Source organism: Veillonella sp. CAG:933 (assembly GCF_000431435.1).
Taxonomy (GTDB): Bacteria; Bacillota; Negativicutes; order Veillonellales; family Veillonellaceae; genus Veillonella_A.
On sequence record NZ_HF986128.1, the window covers coordinates 1 to 13,959 of the forward strand.

A 13,959-nucleotide genomic window follows, 5' to 3' on the forward strand; every position below is an offset into this window, starting at 1 on the left:
GTCGTTATCTCCGTGACACAAATAGTATTATACATAAGCCCCCTCTATATGTCAACAATTTTTTTAAACTTTTTTCAAAAAATTCTTCAAAGCGTCTTCCATACTTCGGAAAGCCCGTAAAATCGGGCTTTCCAGACTTATTGAGTTCATATCTTTACACAGTTTTAAGCTCTACTTCAGGCTTTTTTCCTTTTTCTAATTTCATCACCATGTAGGTAGCTTGTCGTCCCTGCTGCCTCGGATAAGTCAGGCTGCCCGGATTCAGCGTCACAAGATCAGCGTCTATTGTAAGTGCCGGCACATGTGTGTGCCCATACATCACAATATCCGCACCTCTGCGGCGCGCTTCTTCCTGCAAATGCGCCTCTCCCATGCTGACATAATATGCATGTCCATGCGTAATAAAGATATGATGTCCTTCCAGTTCAAATTCTTCCTCCCTCGGAAGTCTTGAAAAGAAATCATTGTTTCCACCCACAATATGCGTTGGACACTCAAAAATAGCTTCTATGTAATCTTCATCATCTTCCACATCACCAAGATGGATCAGCATATCTGCATCCGGATTACACTCACAAACATTTTCAATATTCTTTCTGGAACCATGTGTATCACTTACTATCACAATTTTCATATTTCTTTTGTCTTCCTGTCTTTTCTTTTACTGCATTCTTCTAGCTGCCTTTTCTTTCGTCTGGTTATATCTTCTATTTGCTTTCCAGCTTTTCTTCCAATACTTTGCGCATTTTGCGAAGTCCTTCTCCGCGATGGCTCAGTTCATTTTTCTTCTCCGGTTCAAGTTCTGCACTGCTGCAGCCAAACTGCGGCAGATAAAAGATCGGATCATATCCGAATCCATTTTCCCCTGTGATCTCATAACCAATACGACCTTCCATCGTTCCTCGTACAACTTCCGTACTTCCGTCTGGAAGCGCCGCCGCTATCGCACATACAAATCTTGCCGTACGCTTCTCATCCGGCACTCCCTCAAGCCGGTCTATCAGCGCCTGGTTCTTAATATCATAAGACGTATCCTCACCCATATAGCGTGCCGAATAGATTCCCGGTTCTTTATTCAGCGCATCGATTTCCAATCCGGAATCGTCTGCCAGAACAACTGCATTTTTATACTCCGGCATCTTCCGTGCAATATCCGCGATCGTCGTCGCCTTAATTAACGCATTTTCCTCAAATGTCTGTCCATCCTCTACTACATCCGCCTGGATTCCGGCTTCTTTCTGGGACAAGATCTTGCAGCCAAGATCTGCTAGAATCATACGGATCTCTATCATTTTATTTTTGTTACCTGTCGCAAATATAATTGTGTCCATCTTCAATTCTCCTCTGGTTTTTCCTACTTCTCCCTCAGCTTTTTTGGCGGTTTCGGTCCAAGGAACTGATAGAAATAAGTCTTCAACATTCCATTATAAATCTTACGATTCTTATCCGCCTTGCGTCCAAAATATCGTTCAGCTTCTTCATAAGAAGTTATCATATAGGCAGACCAGCTGTCCAAATGCTTAAAGCTCTCACCAAATGCTCTGTAAAGGGCCGGAAGATCCTTTTTATCCTCCAATCGCTCACCATACGGTGGATTGGTAATCACAAAACCATATTTTTTCGGGTGATGCAGATCTTTAACGTCTCTTTCCTGAAAATGTATCAGATGATCCACTCCCGCCTCTCTGGCATTGCGCCTTGCGATCTTAATTACAGAACTGTCCAGATCGTATCCCTGAATGTCCACCTCGACATCATCCTGAATCAAATCATTTGCCTCATCAATCGTGTCATACCAGACCTTTTTCGGTATAATATTCATCCAAGATTCAGCTGTAAAAGAACGATTCATTCCCGGAGCAATATTGACTGCCATCATAGCCGCTTCAATCGGAAATGTTCCACTTCCACAAAATGGATCTACCAGGATCCGGTCTTTATTCCAAGGTGTCAGCATAATAAGTGATGCCGCCAACGTTTCTGTAATCGGCGCTTTTCCAGACACTTCTCGATATCCGCGTTTATGTAAAGATACCCCTGAAGTATCAATTCCAATTGTCACAATGTCTTTCATTAAAAATACACGTACCGGGTAAGATGCTCCATCCTCCGGGAACCATTCGATGCCATAATACTCCTGAAGTCTGCGTACCATCGCTTTTTTCATAATAGACTGAATATCTGACGGGCTGAACAGCTTACTTTTTATCGAAGCAGCTTTCGCAACCCAAAATTTTCCGTTTCTCGGAATATATTCTTCCCAGTGAAGGCTCTTCGTTGCCTCAAACAGCTCTTCAAAGCTTGTTGCTTTAAAGCTCCCCACCTTAATGAGAATACGCTCTGCCGTACGCAGGAACACATTTGCACGGCATATAGCCTCCTCATCTCCGATAAATGTGACTCTTCCGTCTTCCACTTCCGAAATCTCATATCCAAGGTCTATAATTTCACGTTTTAGCACTGCTTCCAGTCCAAAATGGCACGGAGCAATCAATTCCATTCTTCTCATATATCTCTCCAAATCATCATTTGCATTAAAAAAGTTTTTCTTTCATATTACTTTTATTACCGGGCACTGTCAATCATTTCCGTAAGTCGGACTCAACAAAAAATATTGAAAAATAATATTTTCAAATATCTCAGGCAGTTTCTCAATCATTATCACTTCATATGCCCGGCAACGCAAACAGGGACATGCCTTGTGGCATGCCCCCGGTCGCCAGCAAAATTCACAGTATACCTGCAAACCACGCTGATCATCAGCTCTGATTAGTATCTGTCACTCTCATCATGACAGTTGCGGTCAGATGCGTTAGATGCATTCTTGTTTGAAGAATTCTTTGCATTCTTGTTTGAAGTCTTGTTAGATGCGTTTTTATCCCCCATACTTGAATTTGTTTTGTTCTTGTTTGTTGAGTTGTAACCATCCTCGCCGTAACTGTTTTTGTTTGATGAACTGTAATTCTTAGCCATATTAATTCCTCCTAATCTTTTTTGCTGCAAAATTAGTATGTCCCGGCATCCGAATTTTATGTGATGTAAAATAGTTTTATTTTTATATTTTTGCTATATTTTTGCTATTAAATATATTATAATATCCTCATATAATATATTTAACCGGGAAACTGGAGGACGTGCTGCACCTGTTCCGAGCCTGTCGGAGGTGGTGCTACATGAGTACATATGAAGAATTACAGCTTATTGTATCCATAGCGATGCTTATTGTTGCAATACTTAGTTTTACCCATAAAAAATAGCCGTCCTGACTTTGGCGAGTTGACGACTATTCTTTATAACTAATAAATTTATTCGCCGGAACGGGTGAGCTGCATTCACCTTCCAGCTTTCCTGTTAAGTATATTATATGTTAACATTTCTATTTTGTCAAACCAGCTACCTCAACAAAAGCATTACTTCCCAATGCATGAAGTTATTATCTTGCATCTTAATCTCACCTTAAGGTTTTTTTAAGATTTTTCATTTTTATCTTGCTTTTTAGAAATTCCTATATTATACTTGAATTCGTAGGAAGCACAACTTTCTACAACCCCTTATTAATTATTTATACTCCCCTCAAAAGACTGATAGCTCCCCTATCAGTCTTTTATTTTGCCCTATTTTCCCAAACAAAAACAGATATTCTGGCAGGCTTAATTTTAACCCCGTCGGAATGTCTGTTTCTTATTTCATATATTTTCTATATATAAATCATATTTATATGGCTGCCTGTCTCGCTTACCATCGCCGGCCGCTTCCGCCAATCAGTCTGATAATCAGCATAATGATCACAAGCGGAATCAAAATCGGTGCCAGAAGGCTTATAATTCCTCCAACAATCGATACTACAAGCACGATAATCCCAATAATTCCAAGTATCAGCAACAGCTTTTTCCACCAGGTATCAAAGCCAAATGTGTGCACATGTGTCTGATATCCCTGATTCTGATCATAATAATCCTCGCGTGTATAATCCCCGCCATCTCCATATACTGGATCACTGAATCCACTATTGGCGGTAGTATAGGAACTTCCAGCATTTCTGCCCGTGCCCCGCTTTGCTTCCTCCGCATCAATAATTGTCTGCGCAATTACCCACGGATCACCAAGATCCGCGGTCACCTCTTCTTCTGTTCTTCCAAGATTCACTTGAACACTGATATACCCATCATAATATGCAACATTTTCCTGCACAGTCTCACGATCCAGATCATTACCAAGAGCCTTTCTAAGCCCCTCCAGGAATTCATTTTTTGTCATATCTTCCATCTCCTTCCTTAATCTCTTATATCTAATATTAACACTTAATCGTTTCTATTATGTATCACGAGCGAGCCAGACACCTTCACACTTTATTATTTAAAGATCCACAATGCATCTCTACTCCATACAACATTACTCAAATGCCATAGAAAAAGACCTTGAGCCTAGAATAGCACAAAGATGTGTCCATTCCAAGTCCAAGGTCCTTATAAAATCCTTAATTCTTTCTAAAGTTTCCGCAGTCTACAATCTCCTGTACTCTGCTATCGGAACATTTATCTTATACTTCAAACATCAGATCTCCGTAAGAAGGCATTGGCCATGCTTCTTTATCTACGATCATCTCAAGTTTGTCAACTGGTGAACGAAGCGCAGCCATAGCCTGCACAACTGTGAAGTGATAGTATCTGGCCTGCTCTTCTCCTTCTTCCATCTCTACAGCTTTCTCTGTAACTTCTGTTAAAGCTTTCAGAGCGTTCTTGCTCTCTACAAGAAGAGCCGAAATCTCTGTCAGAAGCTCAGACTGTACAGAAACGTCTGCACCTGCTGCCTTTACAGCATTGATTGTATCTGCAAGTTCTTTTGTATATTTGATAACTGCAGGAATGATCTGTTTTGTAGCCATATCGATCATTGTGCGAGCTTCAATATTGATTGCCTTTGAGTAGTTCTCGTATTTGATCTCGGCACGGGACTCAAGCTCTGCCTTTGTAAATACTTTATATTTCTCAAAGAGGTTAATTGCTTTATCTGTTGTCAGTGCCGGAATAGCTTCTACCATAGACTTGATGTTCGGAAGTCCACGTCTCTCAGCCTCTGCAACCCACTCGTCAGAGTATCCATTTCCACCGAATACGATTCTCTGATGCTCTGTCGCATATTTCTTGATCAGATCATGTACTGCAAGATCAAAGTCATCTGCTTTCTCCAGTACATCACATGCCTCTGCAAATGCATCTGCTACGATTGTGTTAAGTACAACGTTCGGTCCGGCAATAGAATCACGAGATCCTACCATACGGAACTCAAATTTATTACCCGTAAATGCAAATGGTGATGTTCTGTTACGGTCTGTAGCATCTTTTGTAAAATCCGGAAGTGTATCTACACCTGTCTTAAGGATTCCCTCTGCAAGACTATGTGTAGCTTCTCCTGTGCTGATCAACTGATTCAGGACATCCTCAAGCTGCTCTCCAAGGAATACAGATACAATTGCCGGTGGAGCCTCATTTGCTCCAAGTCTGTGATCATTTCCCGGATCAGCTGCAGACTCACGAAGAAGATCTGCGTGCTCATCAACAGCTTTCAAAATACATGTAAGTACAAGTAAGAACTGGATATTCTCATGAGGTGTATCACCTGGATCCAGAAGATTCTTTCCATCATCCGTTGTCAGTGACCAGTTGTCATGTTTACCAGATCCATTAACTCCTGCAAATGGTTTCTCGTGAAGCAGACACTTCATACCATGCTGACATGCAACTCTCTTTAATGTCTGCATTACAAGGTGGTTGTGATCCAAAGCCACATTTGCCTCAGCATAGATCGGTGCAAGCTCATGCTGTGCCGGTGCAACCTCATTATGCTGTGTCTTTGATGAAACTCCAACTTTCCAGAGCTGTTCATTTACATCTTTCATAAATCCTGCAATTCTCTGGCGGATTGTTCCAAAATAATGATCATCCAGCTCCTGACCTTTTGGAGGCATTGCTCCGAAAAGTGTACGTCCTGTATAGATCAAATCTTTTCTCTGCATGAACTTTTTAGCATCTACTAAGAAATATTCCTGCTCAGGTCCAACAGAAGGTGTTACCTTCTTAGCTGTTGTATTTCCAAAGAGACGAAGTAATCTCAATGACTGTTCATTGATTACCTGCATAGAACGAAGAAGTGGTGTCTTCTGATCCAGTGCCTCTCCTGTATAAGAACAGAAAGCAGTTGGGATACAAAGTGTAGCACCTGCTGCATCATGTCTTACAAATGCCGGTGATGTACAATCCCATGCTGTATATCCACGTGCTTCAAATGTTGCACGAAGTCCTCCGGACGGGAATGAAGATGCATCCGGCTCTCCTTTGATCAGTTCTTTTCCAGAAAAGCTCATAAGAACCTTTCCACTCGGAAGCGGTGCGGAAATGAATGAATCATGCTTCTCAGCAGTTACACCTGTCAATGGCTGAAACCAGTGCGTATAATGTGTAGCTCCTTTCTCAATTGCCCACTCTTTCATCTCATGTGCGATGACATCAGCTGTGGCAAGGTCTAATTCTTTTCCTTCCTCGATCGTCTTCTTCAAATCCTTGTATACTTTTTTCGGAAGGCGCTCTTGCATAACAGTGTCATTAAATACATCTTCTCCGAAAATGTCTGCTACATTAAAACGCTCACTCATATCCTGCTTTCCTCTCTTTCACTTATTTTAAATTGTAATCATTCAATACCATATTCTTATACTCGCCGTTTGTCAAATACTAAACAATTACTATTTTTATATATACAGAAAAGGCACTCCAATTCAACATTGGAACGCCTTTGTTCTGTCTATGTCTGTTAGTATAACCCTATCGTCTGAAAAAGGCAAGTATAAATTAAATCTTTATTCAGCCTTACCAACTGAGCCAAATAATTCCATCTTTTCTTTGACAGTTTCAATAATTGCATCTGCACCTGGTTTGAGAAGTTTACGTGGATCGTATCCTTTTCCTGCCAGATCCTTTCCTGCCTCAATGTATTTACGTGTAGCTTCTGCAAATGAAAGCTGGCACTCTGTATTTACATTGATCTTAGCAACACCGAGACTGATTGCCTTTTTAATCATATCATCCGGAATACCTGTACCACCGTGAAGAACGAGCGGGAGTTTTCCAGTTAACTGCTGAATTGCATCAAGAGTCTCAAAGCTGAGTCCCTGCCAGTTTGCAGGATATTTTCCATGAATATTACCGATTCCTGCTGCCAGCATTGTAACACCGAGATCAGCGATCATCTTGCATTCCTTAGGATCTGCGCACTCGCCCATTCCGACTACGCCATCCTCTTCTCCACCGATAGAGCCAACCTCTGCTTCAAGAGAAATTCCTTTCTCATTGCAGACTTTCACAAGTTCACGCGTCTTCTCAATGTTCTCCTCGATCGGATAGTGTGATCCGTCGAACATAATAGAGGAGAATCCTGCCTCTATACACTTATAACATCCTTCGTATGTACCATGGTCAAGATGTAATGCTACCGGAACTGTGATATTCAGTTCTTCAATCATGGCCTGTACCATAGCGGAAACTGTCTTGAATCCTGTCATCCATTTTCCTGCGCCCTCAGATACACCAAGGATAATTGGAGATTTTACCTCTTCTGCTGCAAGAAGCGCACTTCTTGTCCACTCCAGATTGTTGATGTTAAACTGCCCTACTGCATAGTGGCCTTCTACTGCTTTTTCAAGCATTTCTTTTGCTGATACTAACATATTAAATTCCTCCATTTAAATTGTTACCTTTGCTTTCCTCATTATAGACCATAACATTCTAAATGACAAGTATCTGGAGACATGTGATTTTGTCAAAAAATTCAGCCAATCCAGAAGTATTTTTGTCATATTTTTAACAATTAAATTCTACGCCTTTTTATACTTCAAATAAGTTATTTCCGTTTTCTGGACTAATACTTTTGTAAAATATCTTTCCCAGGTGAATACTCCTCAGACTTCGTTTCATCACGGATACAACAAAAAAATCCACAGAACAATCTGTGGATCTTAGTGACTCCGAGGGGAATCGAACCCCTGATTCCAGCGTGAGAGGCTAGCGTCTTGACCGCTTGACCACGGAGCCATATCAGTTTTTATGTTTTTTCCGTACCCTCGCATTCGGTACTTGCTTAGTATAGCAAAGGTTTCCCAAGAATGCAAGCACTTTTTTCAATTTTTTTAAACTTTTTTATTTTTTCATCAAATTCCGACATTTTGCAGGGACGCATCTGACATTCCGATGCTCCTTTATACTGGAAATCATATTCGGCTTTCGGTGTATTGGCTTTCTTACGCTGGGCTCAAATATCTATTCTCTTTCACCCGCAATAAAAATTTCATATTTTAGTTTATAACATCGCAATTAAACAATACATTCTTGCTGCGAGGTGCGCGTCATGCAATTGCATGACATACTTCTACTGCGCACCTCTGCAAGTCTACACTCCGTTTCGGTCGGTGCAAAACCATTGTTTGTACGACATCGTAATCTAAAACTACGTTTTTTATGTCCTATCCTGCGATCAAGCCCCAATAACCTTGCACAAATATAAACAGCACGATCAGCGGCAGGATAAATGTCAGGTAAAACCGGATGGCTTTATGTGTCGGGAATTTCACTCCGGATCCGGTATTTGCTTCTTTTATGAAATTATCCCATCCCCAGCCATATCTTGTCATACAGAACAAAAGATATACCAGTGATCCAATCGGCAGAAGGTTATTACTTACAAGGAAATCCTCGATATCCATAATATTCTTTCCACCTATAGAGAATCCTGCCCAGTCTGTCATTCCAAGCACACAAGGCACTGCAAGAAGAATCAGCAGAACTCCATTAATAAGAACAGATTTCTTCAAAGAAATCCCCCACATATCTCTTGCGAATTGGATAATATTCTGGAACACTGCGATGATCGTGGAAAATGCTGCAAACGACATGAACAGGAAGAACAGAGCTCCCCAGATTCTTCCGCCTGCCATCTCACGGAATACATTTGGCAGTGTCACAAATACAAGTCCTGGTCCCTGACCCGGGTTTACATCAAATGCAAAACAGGATGGAAATATGATCAGACCTGCAACAAGCGCTACAACCGTATCCAGAACAGTGATGCTGATTGCCTCTCCAGTCAATCTTCTCTCTTTTCCAATATAACTTCCAAAGATTGCCAGGGCACCAATTCCGACACTTAAAGTAAAGAATGATTGCCCCATTGCCGCAAACACCGCTTCTTTAAATCCATTTTCGGCCATCTTACCAAAATCCGGAAGCAGATAGAACTTCAATCCGTCTATCGCACCGTCCAGTGTCGTTGCACGAACGACCAATATTAACATAATTACAAACAAACTGGACATCATGAATTTTGTCATTTTCTCGACACCATTTTGAAGTCCCATAGAACACACTATAAGCCCCAGCACGGAAATCAAAATCATCCAGAACAGCATTTCATTTCTGTTAGAAGTCAGTTCTCCAAAAATCGCCTCCACCTGCTTTGTGTCAGCTCCTACGAAATCTCCTTTTACCATCTTTACGAAATATGCAAGCATCCAGCCGCCGATTGTCGTATAGAACATCATCAGCAGATAATTACCTGCAATTCCGAAATAGCGGTAAATGTGCCATTTACTTCCTTTTGGTTCCAGTTCATTGAAAGACTTTGCAATACTCTTCTGGCTTCCACGGCCAACCGCGAACTCCATAACAATGATCGGAAGTCCTAAAATCAAAAGAAAGAACAGATACAGAAGCACAAATGCTCCTCCTCCGTACACTCCTGTGATATACGGGAATCTCCATACATTTCCCAGACCAATTGCACAGCCTGCGGACATTAATATAAATCCCAGTCTTGATGAAAATTTTTCTCTAGTCTCCACTTATTTAATCTCTTTCTATTTTATTTTTCTGCTCGCTCAGCTCCAGTACATGATTCTCCGGAACCATAATCTCCATTGCCTTCTGAACATTCTCGATTTCCACATAATCCTGTTCTCCGCCGAACTCTCCATCCAGTGTCCACGGAATCTCTTCCACAGAATCAAAGGTAATTTTTTTTGTCTTAAATGTGTACATATGCTTTGTATCCACCTGCTCGATCAGGAGTGCTGCAATAATCTCCTGCAAAGCAATCGGATTCTTCGGTGTCTTGATCAGTGTCACTTCAAACAGTCCGTCGTCAAATACTATATTTTTCCCGACCATATTAGAAAAGCCGCCAACGGAACGAGAATTCGTCACCATACCGAAGATAAATTCGTCCTCGATAACTTCCCCGTCATGCTCCACCTTAATTTTATAGGAAGGAATGTTAAAGATTCTCTTTGCGCCTTCCAATATATACGCCATATGACCAAGTACATTTTTCACTGCCTGATCTGTCTCGTAAGACACATCTGTAAAAATTCCAAATGCTGCAATATAAACAAATACGCTGTCATTGAACTTTCCAATGTCGCACGGAAATGGAACTCCCTTCACCGCATTGTCTGCTGCCGCAAGGGGTTTTCTCGGAATGTGCAGACTCTTGGCAAAATCATTCGTCGTTCCTGCCGGAATATATCCTACCGGAACAACATCTTTTCCCATCTCACGGCGCTTCATCATTCCAGTCGCAACCTCGTCAATCGTTCCATCTCCACCGCTACACGCAATCAGATCATATTTGCCAACTTCGTATTCCTTGATTTGATAATAAGCGTCCCTGTATGCCTGTGTCGGATGCACTGTCACTTCATATCCCGCTTTCACAAAGATATCAAGAACATCTGACAATCTTGGCTTTAGCATCTCTTTTCCTGCACGTGGATTATATACAAATAGAAGCTTTTTCATCTGACATTTCCTCCATGGTTTTACAATATATTCCAAAAAGAGGGCATGTGAGATGCCCTCTTTCGATTCCTCAATTATCTATGTATGTTATTGATTACTGTGCAAGCAGAAATGATTCCACTCCACTTACAGCCTGCTCCTCGTCGTCTCCCTCAGCAATGAGAGTAAGGTTGGTTCCTTTTCCCGGCTGGTGTGACTGTAATGCCATCATCCCCATAATACTTTTGGCATTAATCTTCATGTTGTCCATCTCAATGTACACCGTACTGTCATACTGACTTGCCTCCTGCACAAGATGTGCGATTGGTCTGGACTCCATGTCCAGGTCTGACTGAAGTGTAACAGGTTTCTTAATCATATAAATCCTCCTTAAACTAACCCCTTAACTTATCTGCTATCTCGCTAATCTTTCTCAGCCGGTGATTCACCCCTGATTTTCCAACCGGGTCTGCCATAAGACTCCCCAGCTCTTTCAGAGTTGCATCCGGATTCTCAAGCCGTGTAAGGGCAACGTCTCTTAATCCTTCCGGCAAATAATCCAAGCCAACTGTATCTCTGACATACACAATATCTTCCATCTGCCTTACGGCCGCCGATACGGTCTTGTTGATATTCGCTGTCTCACAATTAACTTTTCGATTCACTGAGTTACGCATCTCCTTCAGAATGCGGACATTCTCAAGTTCCATGAGGGCGATGTGCGCTTCCATAATGTTCAGGACATCCACAATCTGGGATCCTTCTTTCAAGTATACGACAAATGTCTTCTTACGCGTTACGATCTTAGCATCCAGGTCAAAGCTGTTGATCATATCTCTCACATACTCTGCCTGTGCAAGTTCCCCACACACAATCTCAAAATGATAAGACTTGCTCGGATCACTCATCGATCCTGCTGCAATGAATGCCCCCCTGATATAAGCACGCTTACAGCATACAGCCTGCACAAGTGCATTCTTTACCGCCAGCAGTTCCTCCCCTGCCCAACGCATAAAATAACTTGTGCTTCCATTCGTCATATTCTTTCGGACTACGATGTCAGCTTCTATATTAAATGTTTTTGACATTAATGTAAAGCACTTTCTCGCTACCAGATAATTTTCTGATCGGAATCTAATCGTACATATACCATTTTTATCTTCTTCAAATTCCCCGCACATATGTAAAATCGCAGTCAGTTCTGCCAGATTACAATGCCGTGCTTTTGCGACATGCTCTGCGAGTTCTTCTTTTATTTTCCCCGAAAACGACATGATACTCACCTATTTTGCCTTCGTGATCGCATCTTTTCCGATATCACGGTGCTCAATGCGAACTCCATAGCTGTCTGTTTTTTTCAGCGCCTCATACAATTCATTTGCCAGTGTAACGGAACGATGTTTTCCTCCCGTACATCCAATTCCGATTACAAGCTGTGTCTTTCCCTCGGAAATGTAATTCGGTATGAGAAATTCTACCATATCCGTAAGCTTTGTCAAGAACTGTTTTGCTGTGTCGTTATTCATCACATAGTCTCTGACCGGCTGATCATTTCCACTCATAGGACGTAACTCTTCTATATAATATGGATTTGGCAGAAAACGTACATCAAACACCAAATCCGCATCATTTGGAATTCCATACTTAAAGCCAAATGACAACACCGTAATGTAAAGGTTCTTATATTCCTTGTTCTGGACAAATATCTTGTTCAGCTCTGCTTTCAATTCTCTTGTAAGCATATGACTGGTATCTACAAGATAATCCGCTTTTTTCTTCAGGAATCCAAGAAGTTCTCGTTCTCTCTTCAGGCCATCTTCCACACGTCCGTCACTACCTGCCAGCGGATGAAAACGTCTCGTTTCTTTATATCTCTTTACAAGTACATCATCGCTGGATTCCAGATAAAGGATCTCATACTGGCAGCCGCCTTCATCCAGAACTTTCAGTACATTCGCAAGCTCCCGAAAGCTCTGTCCGCTCCGGATATCTACTCCAAGAGCTGCTTTATTCATCTCCGTACCCGGCACCGCCAGAAGTTCTGCAAATTTCGGAATCAATGGGACCGGCAGATTATCTACACAAAAATATCCCATATCTTCCAGCATCTTAAGTGCCGTACTTTTTCCGGCACCGGACATTCCAGTCACAATTACAAGTCTCATCTTATTCGTCCCCTAATCTCTTCACTTCCGGTTCCAGATCTACGCCGGAATTCTCCTTCACGCGGATCTGTACCTGTCTCATCAGTTCCATAATATCTGCTGCCGTCGCATGATCCCGGTTAATCACAAAACCACAGTGCTTTTCGGACACCTGTGCTCCTCCGACCTGAAATCCCCGAAGTCCGGCATCCTCAATCAGTTTTCCTGCAAAATATCCTTCCGGACGCTTAAACGTACTTCCGGCACTTGGATATTCCAACGGCTGTTTCGTCACACGCTTCTCCTTCAGCTCATCCATATAAGTTTTGATCTTCTCTCCGTCTCCGCGCTCAAGCTTCAACACCGCCCCAAGCACAATATAACCTTTCTTCGCAATCACACTAGTGCGGTATCCAAGCTCCAGTTCATTACGGCCCAGTTCTATAATCTTACCTTCACCTGTAAGCACTGTCACAGATTCCAGTACATCCTTCATCTCTCCGCCGTAGGCGCCTGCATTCATCACACAGGCGCCTCCGATTGTCCCCGGAATTCCGGAAGCAAATTCAAAACCAGAAAGCTCTGCCCCCAGCGCTTTAGCCGCGATTCCTGAAAGCAATGCTCCAGCCTGTGCCTTTACAAGATCACCTTCTACCTTCACTTCATTCATTTCCTTATAAATCTGAACGATCACACCGCGGTATCCTGCATCAGACACAAGAAGATTACTTCCATTTCCTATAATATAATACGGCATTCCTGCTTCTTTACAGATACGGATCACATCTCTTACTTCTTCCTCCGCCTTTGGTGTCACGAAGAAATCTGCCGGTCCGCCCACACGAAATGTAGTGTGACGGCTCATCGGCTCATCGATCAAAATGCTATCCTTTGCTATCACATTGTTCAATTTATCATAAAAGTTCTGATTCATAAAAATCTGCTCCTATACTGAAAGTTATTCTAAGCACCGCAAAGAATATTCTTATCAT

The 13,959-nt window shown here is 42.0% G+C and carries 14 protein-coding genes and 1 tRNA gene; 1 reads left to right on the forward strand and 14 read right to left on the reverse strand.

Translation table 11 applies throughout. The annotated features are described in order from the left end of the window. Nucleotides 1–154: 154 nt before the first annotated feature. The 4 genes from QZL64_RS01185 to QZL64_RS01200 form a co-directional block, all read right to left on the reverse strand. The gene (locus QZL64_RS01185) at nucleotides 155–634 is read right to left on the reverse strand and encodes a metallophosphoesterase (RefSeq protein WP_021840233.1); all 480 of its coding nucleotides are present in this window, start codon (nucleotides 632–634) and stop codon (nucleotides 155–157) included. Between the two features lie 73 nt (nucleotides 635–707). Beyond that, complete coding sequence (rdgB, locus tag QZL64_RS01190; protein WP_005331974.1) at nucleotides 708–1,331, reverse strand: RdgB/HAM1 family non-canonical purine NTP pyrophosphatase; 624 nt, start codon at nucleotides 1,329–1,331, stop codon at nucleotides 708–710. Between the two features lie 23 nt (nucleotides 1,332–1,354). Further along, nucleotides 1,355–2,509, reverse strand: a complete 1,155-nt coding sequence (locus QZL64_RS01195) for a THUMP domain-containing class I SAM-dependent RNA methyltransferase (RefSeq protein WP_021840234.1) — start codon at nucleotides 2,507–2,509, stop codon at nucleotides 1,355–1,357. Between the two features lie 260 nt (nucleotides 2,510–2,769). Continuing rightward, nucleotides 2,770–2,973 carry a hypothetical protein gene (locus tag QZL64_RS01200; protein WP_005331971.1) on the reverse strand — a complete coding sequence of 68 codons (204 nt, stop codon included), beginning with the start codon at nucleotides 2,971–2,973 and terminating at the stop codon, nucleotides 2,770–2,772. Nucleotides 2,974–3,173: 200 nt separating this feature from the next. Between QZL64_RS01200 and QZL64_RS14530 the strand changes: the two genes are divergently transcribed. Beyond that, nucleotides 3,174–3,257 (forward strand): putative holin-like toxin, encoded by an 84-nt coding sequence (locus QZL64_RS14530; protein ID WP_227275641.1) that lies wholly within the window; start codon nucleotides 3,174–3,176, stop codon nucleotides 3,255–3,257. A 478-nt stretch (nucleotides 3,258–3,735) separates the two neighbouring features. Here the strand turns inward: QZL64_RS14530 and QZL64_RS01205 are convergent, their stop codons facing one another. The 10 genes from QZL64_RS01205 to murB all read right to left on the reverse strand — a co-directional run bounded on the left by QZL64_RS01205 (nucleotide 3,736) and on the right by murB (nucleotide 13,901). After that, the gene (locus QZL64_RS01205) at nucleotides 3,736–4,257 is read right to left on the reverse strand and encodes a DUF1700 domain-containing protein (RefSeq protein ID WP_005338588.1); all 522 of its coding nucleotides are present in this window, start codon (nucleotides 4,255–4,257) and stop codon (nucleotides 3,736–3,738) included. Nucleotides 4,258–4,540: 283 nt separating this feature from the next. Then, on the reverse strand, nucleotides 4,541–6,652 hold the full coding sequence (locus QZL64_RS01210) for a glutamine synthetase III family protein (protein WP_021840235.1): 2,112 nt from the start codon (nucleotides 6,650–6,652) through the stop codon (nucleotides 4,541–4,543). 204 nt (nucleotides 6,653–6,856) lie between these two features. Next, the gene (fba, locus tag QZL64_RS01215; RefSeq protein WP_021840236.1) at nucleotides 6,857–7,723 is read right to left on the reverse strand and encodes a class II fructose-1,6-bisphosphate aldolase; all 867 of its coding nucleotides are present in this window, start codon (nucleotides 7,721–7,723) and stop codon (nucleotides 6,857–6,859) included. A gap of 292 nt (nucleotides 7,724–8,015) precedes the next feature. Then, nucleotides 8,016–8,087: transfer RNA gene (locus tag QZL64_RS01220), tRNA-Glu, on the reverse strand. A 428-nt stretch (nucleotides 8,088–8,515) separates the two neighbouring features. After that, complete coding sequence (locus QZL64_RS01225; protein WP_022278468.1) at nucleotides 8,516–9,889, reverse strand: sodium-dependent transporter; 1,374 nt, start codon at nucleotides 9,887–9,889, stop codon at nucleotides 8,516–8,518. A 4-nt stretch (nucleotides 9,890–9,893) separates the two neighbouring features. Further along, nucleotides 9,894–10,844 (reverse strand): diacylglycerol/lipid kinase family protein, encoded by a 951-nt coding sequence (locus tag QZL64_RS01230; protein WP_005331965.1) that lies wholly within the window; start codon nucleotides 10,842–10,844, stop codon nucleotides 9,894–9,896. A gap of 94 nt (nucleotides 10,845–10,938) precedes the next feature. Then, on the reverse strand, nucleotides 10,939–11,202 hold the full coding sequence (locus QZL64_RS01235; protein ID WP_005338598.1) for an HPr family phosphocarrier protein: 264 nt from the start codon (nucleotides 11,200–11,202) through the stop codon (nucleotides 10,939–10,941). Nucleotides 11,203–11,218: 16 nt separating this feature from the next. After that, nucleotides 11,219–12,097: a DNA-binding protein WhiA gene (gene whiA / locus QZL64_RS01240; RefSeq protein ID WP_005331963.1), complete on the reverse strand. Its 879-nt coding sequence runs from the start codon at nucleotides 12,095–12,097 to the stop codon at nucleotides 11,219–11,221. A 9-nt stretch (nucleotides 12,098–12,106) separates the two neighbouring features. Then, on the reverse strand, nucleotides 12,107–12,988 hold the full coding sequence (gene rapZ, locus QZL64_RS01245) for an RNase adapter RapZ (RefSeq protein WP_021840238.1): 882 nt from the start codon (nucleotides 12,986–12,988) through the stop codon (nucleotides 12,107–12,109). A gap of 1 nt (nucleotide 12,989) precedes the next feature. After that, nucleotides 12,990–13,901 carry a UDP-N-acetylmuramate dehydrogenase gene (murB, locus tag QZL64_RS01250; RefSeq protein ID WP_021840239.1) on the reverse strand — a complete coding sequence of 304 codons (912 nt, stop codon included), beginning with the start codon at nucleotides 13,899–13,901 and terminating at the stop codon, nucleotides 12,990–12,992. Nucleotides 13,902–13,959 lie beyond the last annotated feature (58 nt).

Excerpts from the sequence above, each read along its gene's own strand:
- QZL64_RS01185 (WP_021840233.1), bottom strand. The coding sequence starts at position 634 with ATGAAAATTGTGATAGTAAGTGATACACATGGTTCCAGAAAGAATATT.
- rdgB (WP_005331974.1), bottom strand. The coding sequence starts at position 1,331 with ATGGACACAATTATATTTGCGACAGGTAACAAAAATAAAATGATAGAG.
- QZL64_RS01195 (WP_021840234.1), bottom strand. The coding sequence starts at position 2,509 with ATGAGAAGAATGGAATTGATTGCTCCGTGCCATTTTGGACTGGAAGCA.
- QZL64_RS01200 (WP_005331971.1), bottom strand. The coding sequence starts at position 2,973 with ATGGCTAAGAATTACAGTTCATCAAACAAAAACAGTTACGGCGAGGAT.
- QZL64_RS14530 (WP_227275641.1), top strand. The coding sequence starts at position 3,174 with ATGAGTACATATGAAGAATTACAGCTTATTGTATCCATAGCGATGCTT.
- QZL64_RS01205 (WP_005338588.1), bottom strand. The coding sequence starts at position 4,257 with ATGACAAAAAATGAATTCCTGGAGGGGCTTAGAAAGGCTCTTGGTAAT.
- QZL64_RS01210 (WP_021840235.1), bottom strand. The coding sequence starts at position 6,652 with ATGAGTGAGCGTTTTAATGTAGCAGACATTTTCGGAGAAGATGTATTT.
- fba (WP_021840236.1), bottom strand. The coding sequence starts at position 7,723 with ATGTTAGTATCAGCAAAAGAAATGCTTGAAAAAGCAGTAGAAGGCCAC.
- QZL64_RS01230 (WP_005331965.1), bottom strand. The coding sequence starts at position 10,844 with ATGAAAAAGCTTCTATTTGTATATAATCCACGTGCAGGAAAAGAGATG.
- QZL64_RS01235 (WP_005338598.1), bottom strand. The coding sequence starts at position 11,202 with ATGATTAAGAAACCTGTTACACTTCAGTCAGACCTGGACATGGAGTCC.
- whiA (WP_005331963.1), bottom strand. The coding sequence starts at position 12,097 with ATGTCGTTTTCGGGGAAAATAAAAGAAGAACTCGCAGAGCATGTCGCA.
- rapZ (WP_021840238.1), bottom strand. The coding sequence starts at position 12,988 with ATGAGACTTGTAATTGTGACTGGAATGTCCGGTGCCGGAAAAAGTACG.
- murB (WP_021840239.1), bottom strand. The coding sequence starts at position 13,901 with ATGAATCAGAACTTTTATGATAAATTGAACAATGTGATAGCAAAGGAT.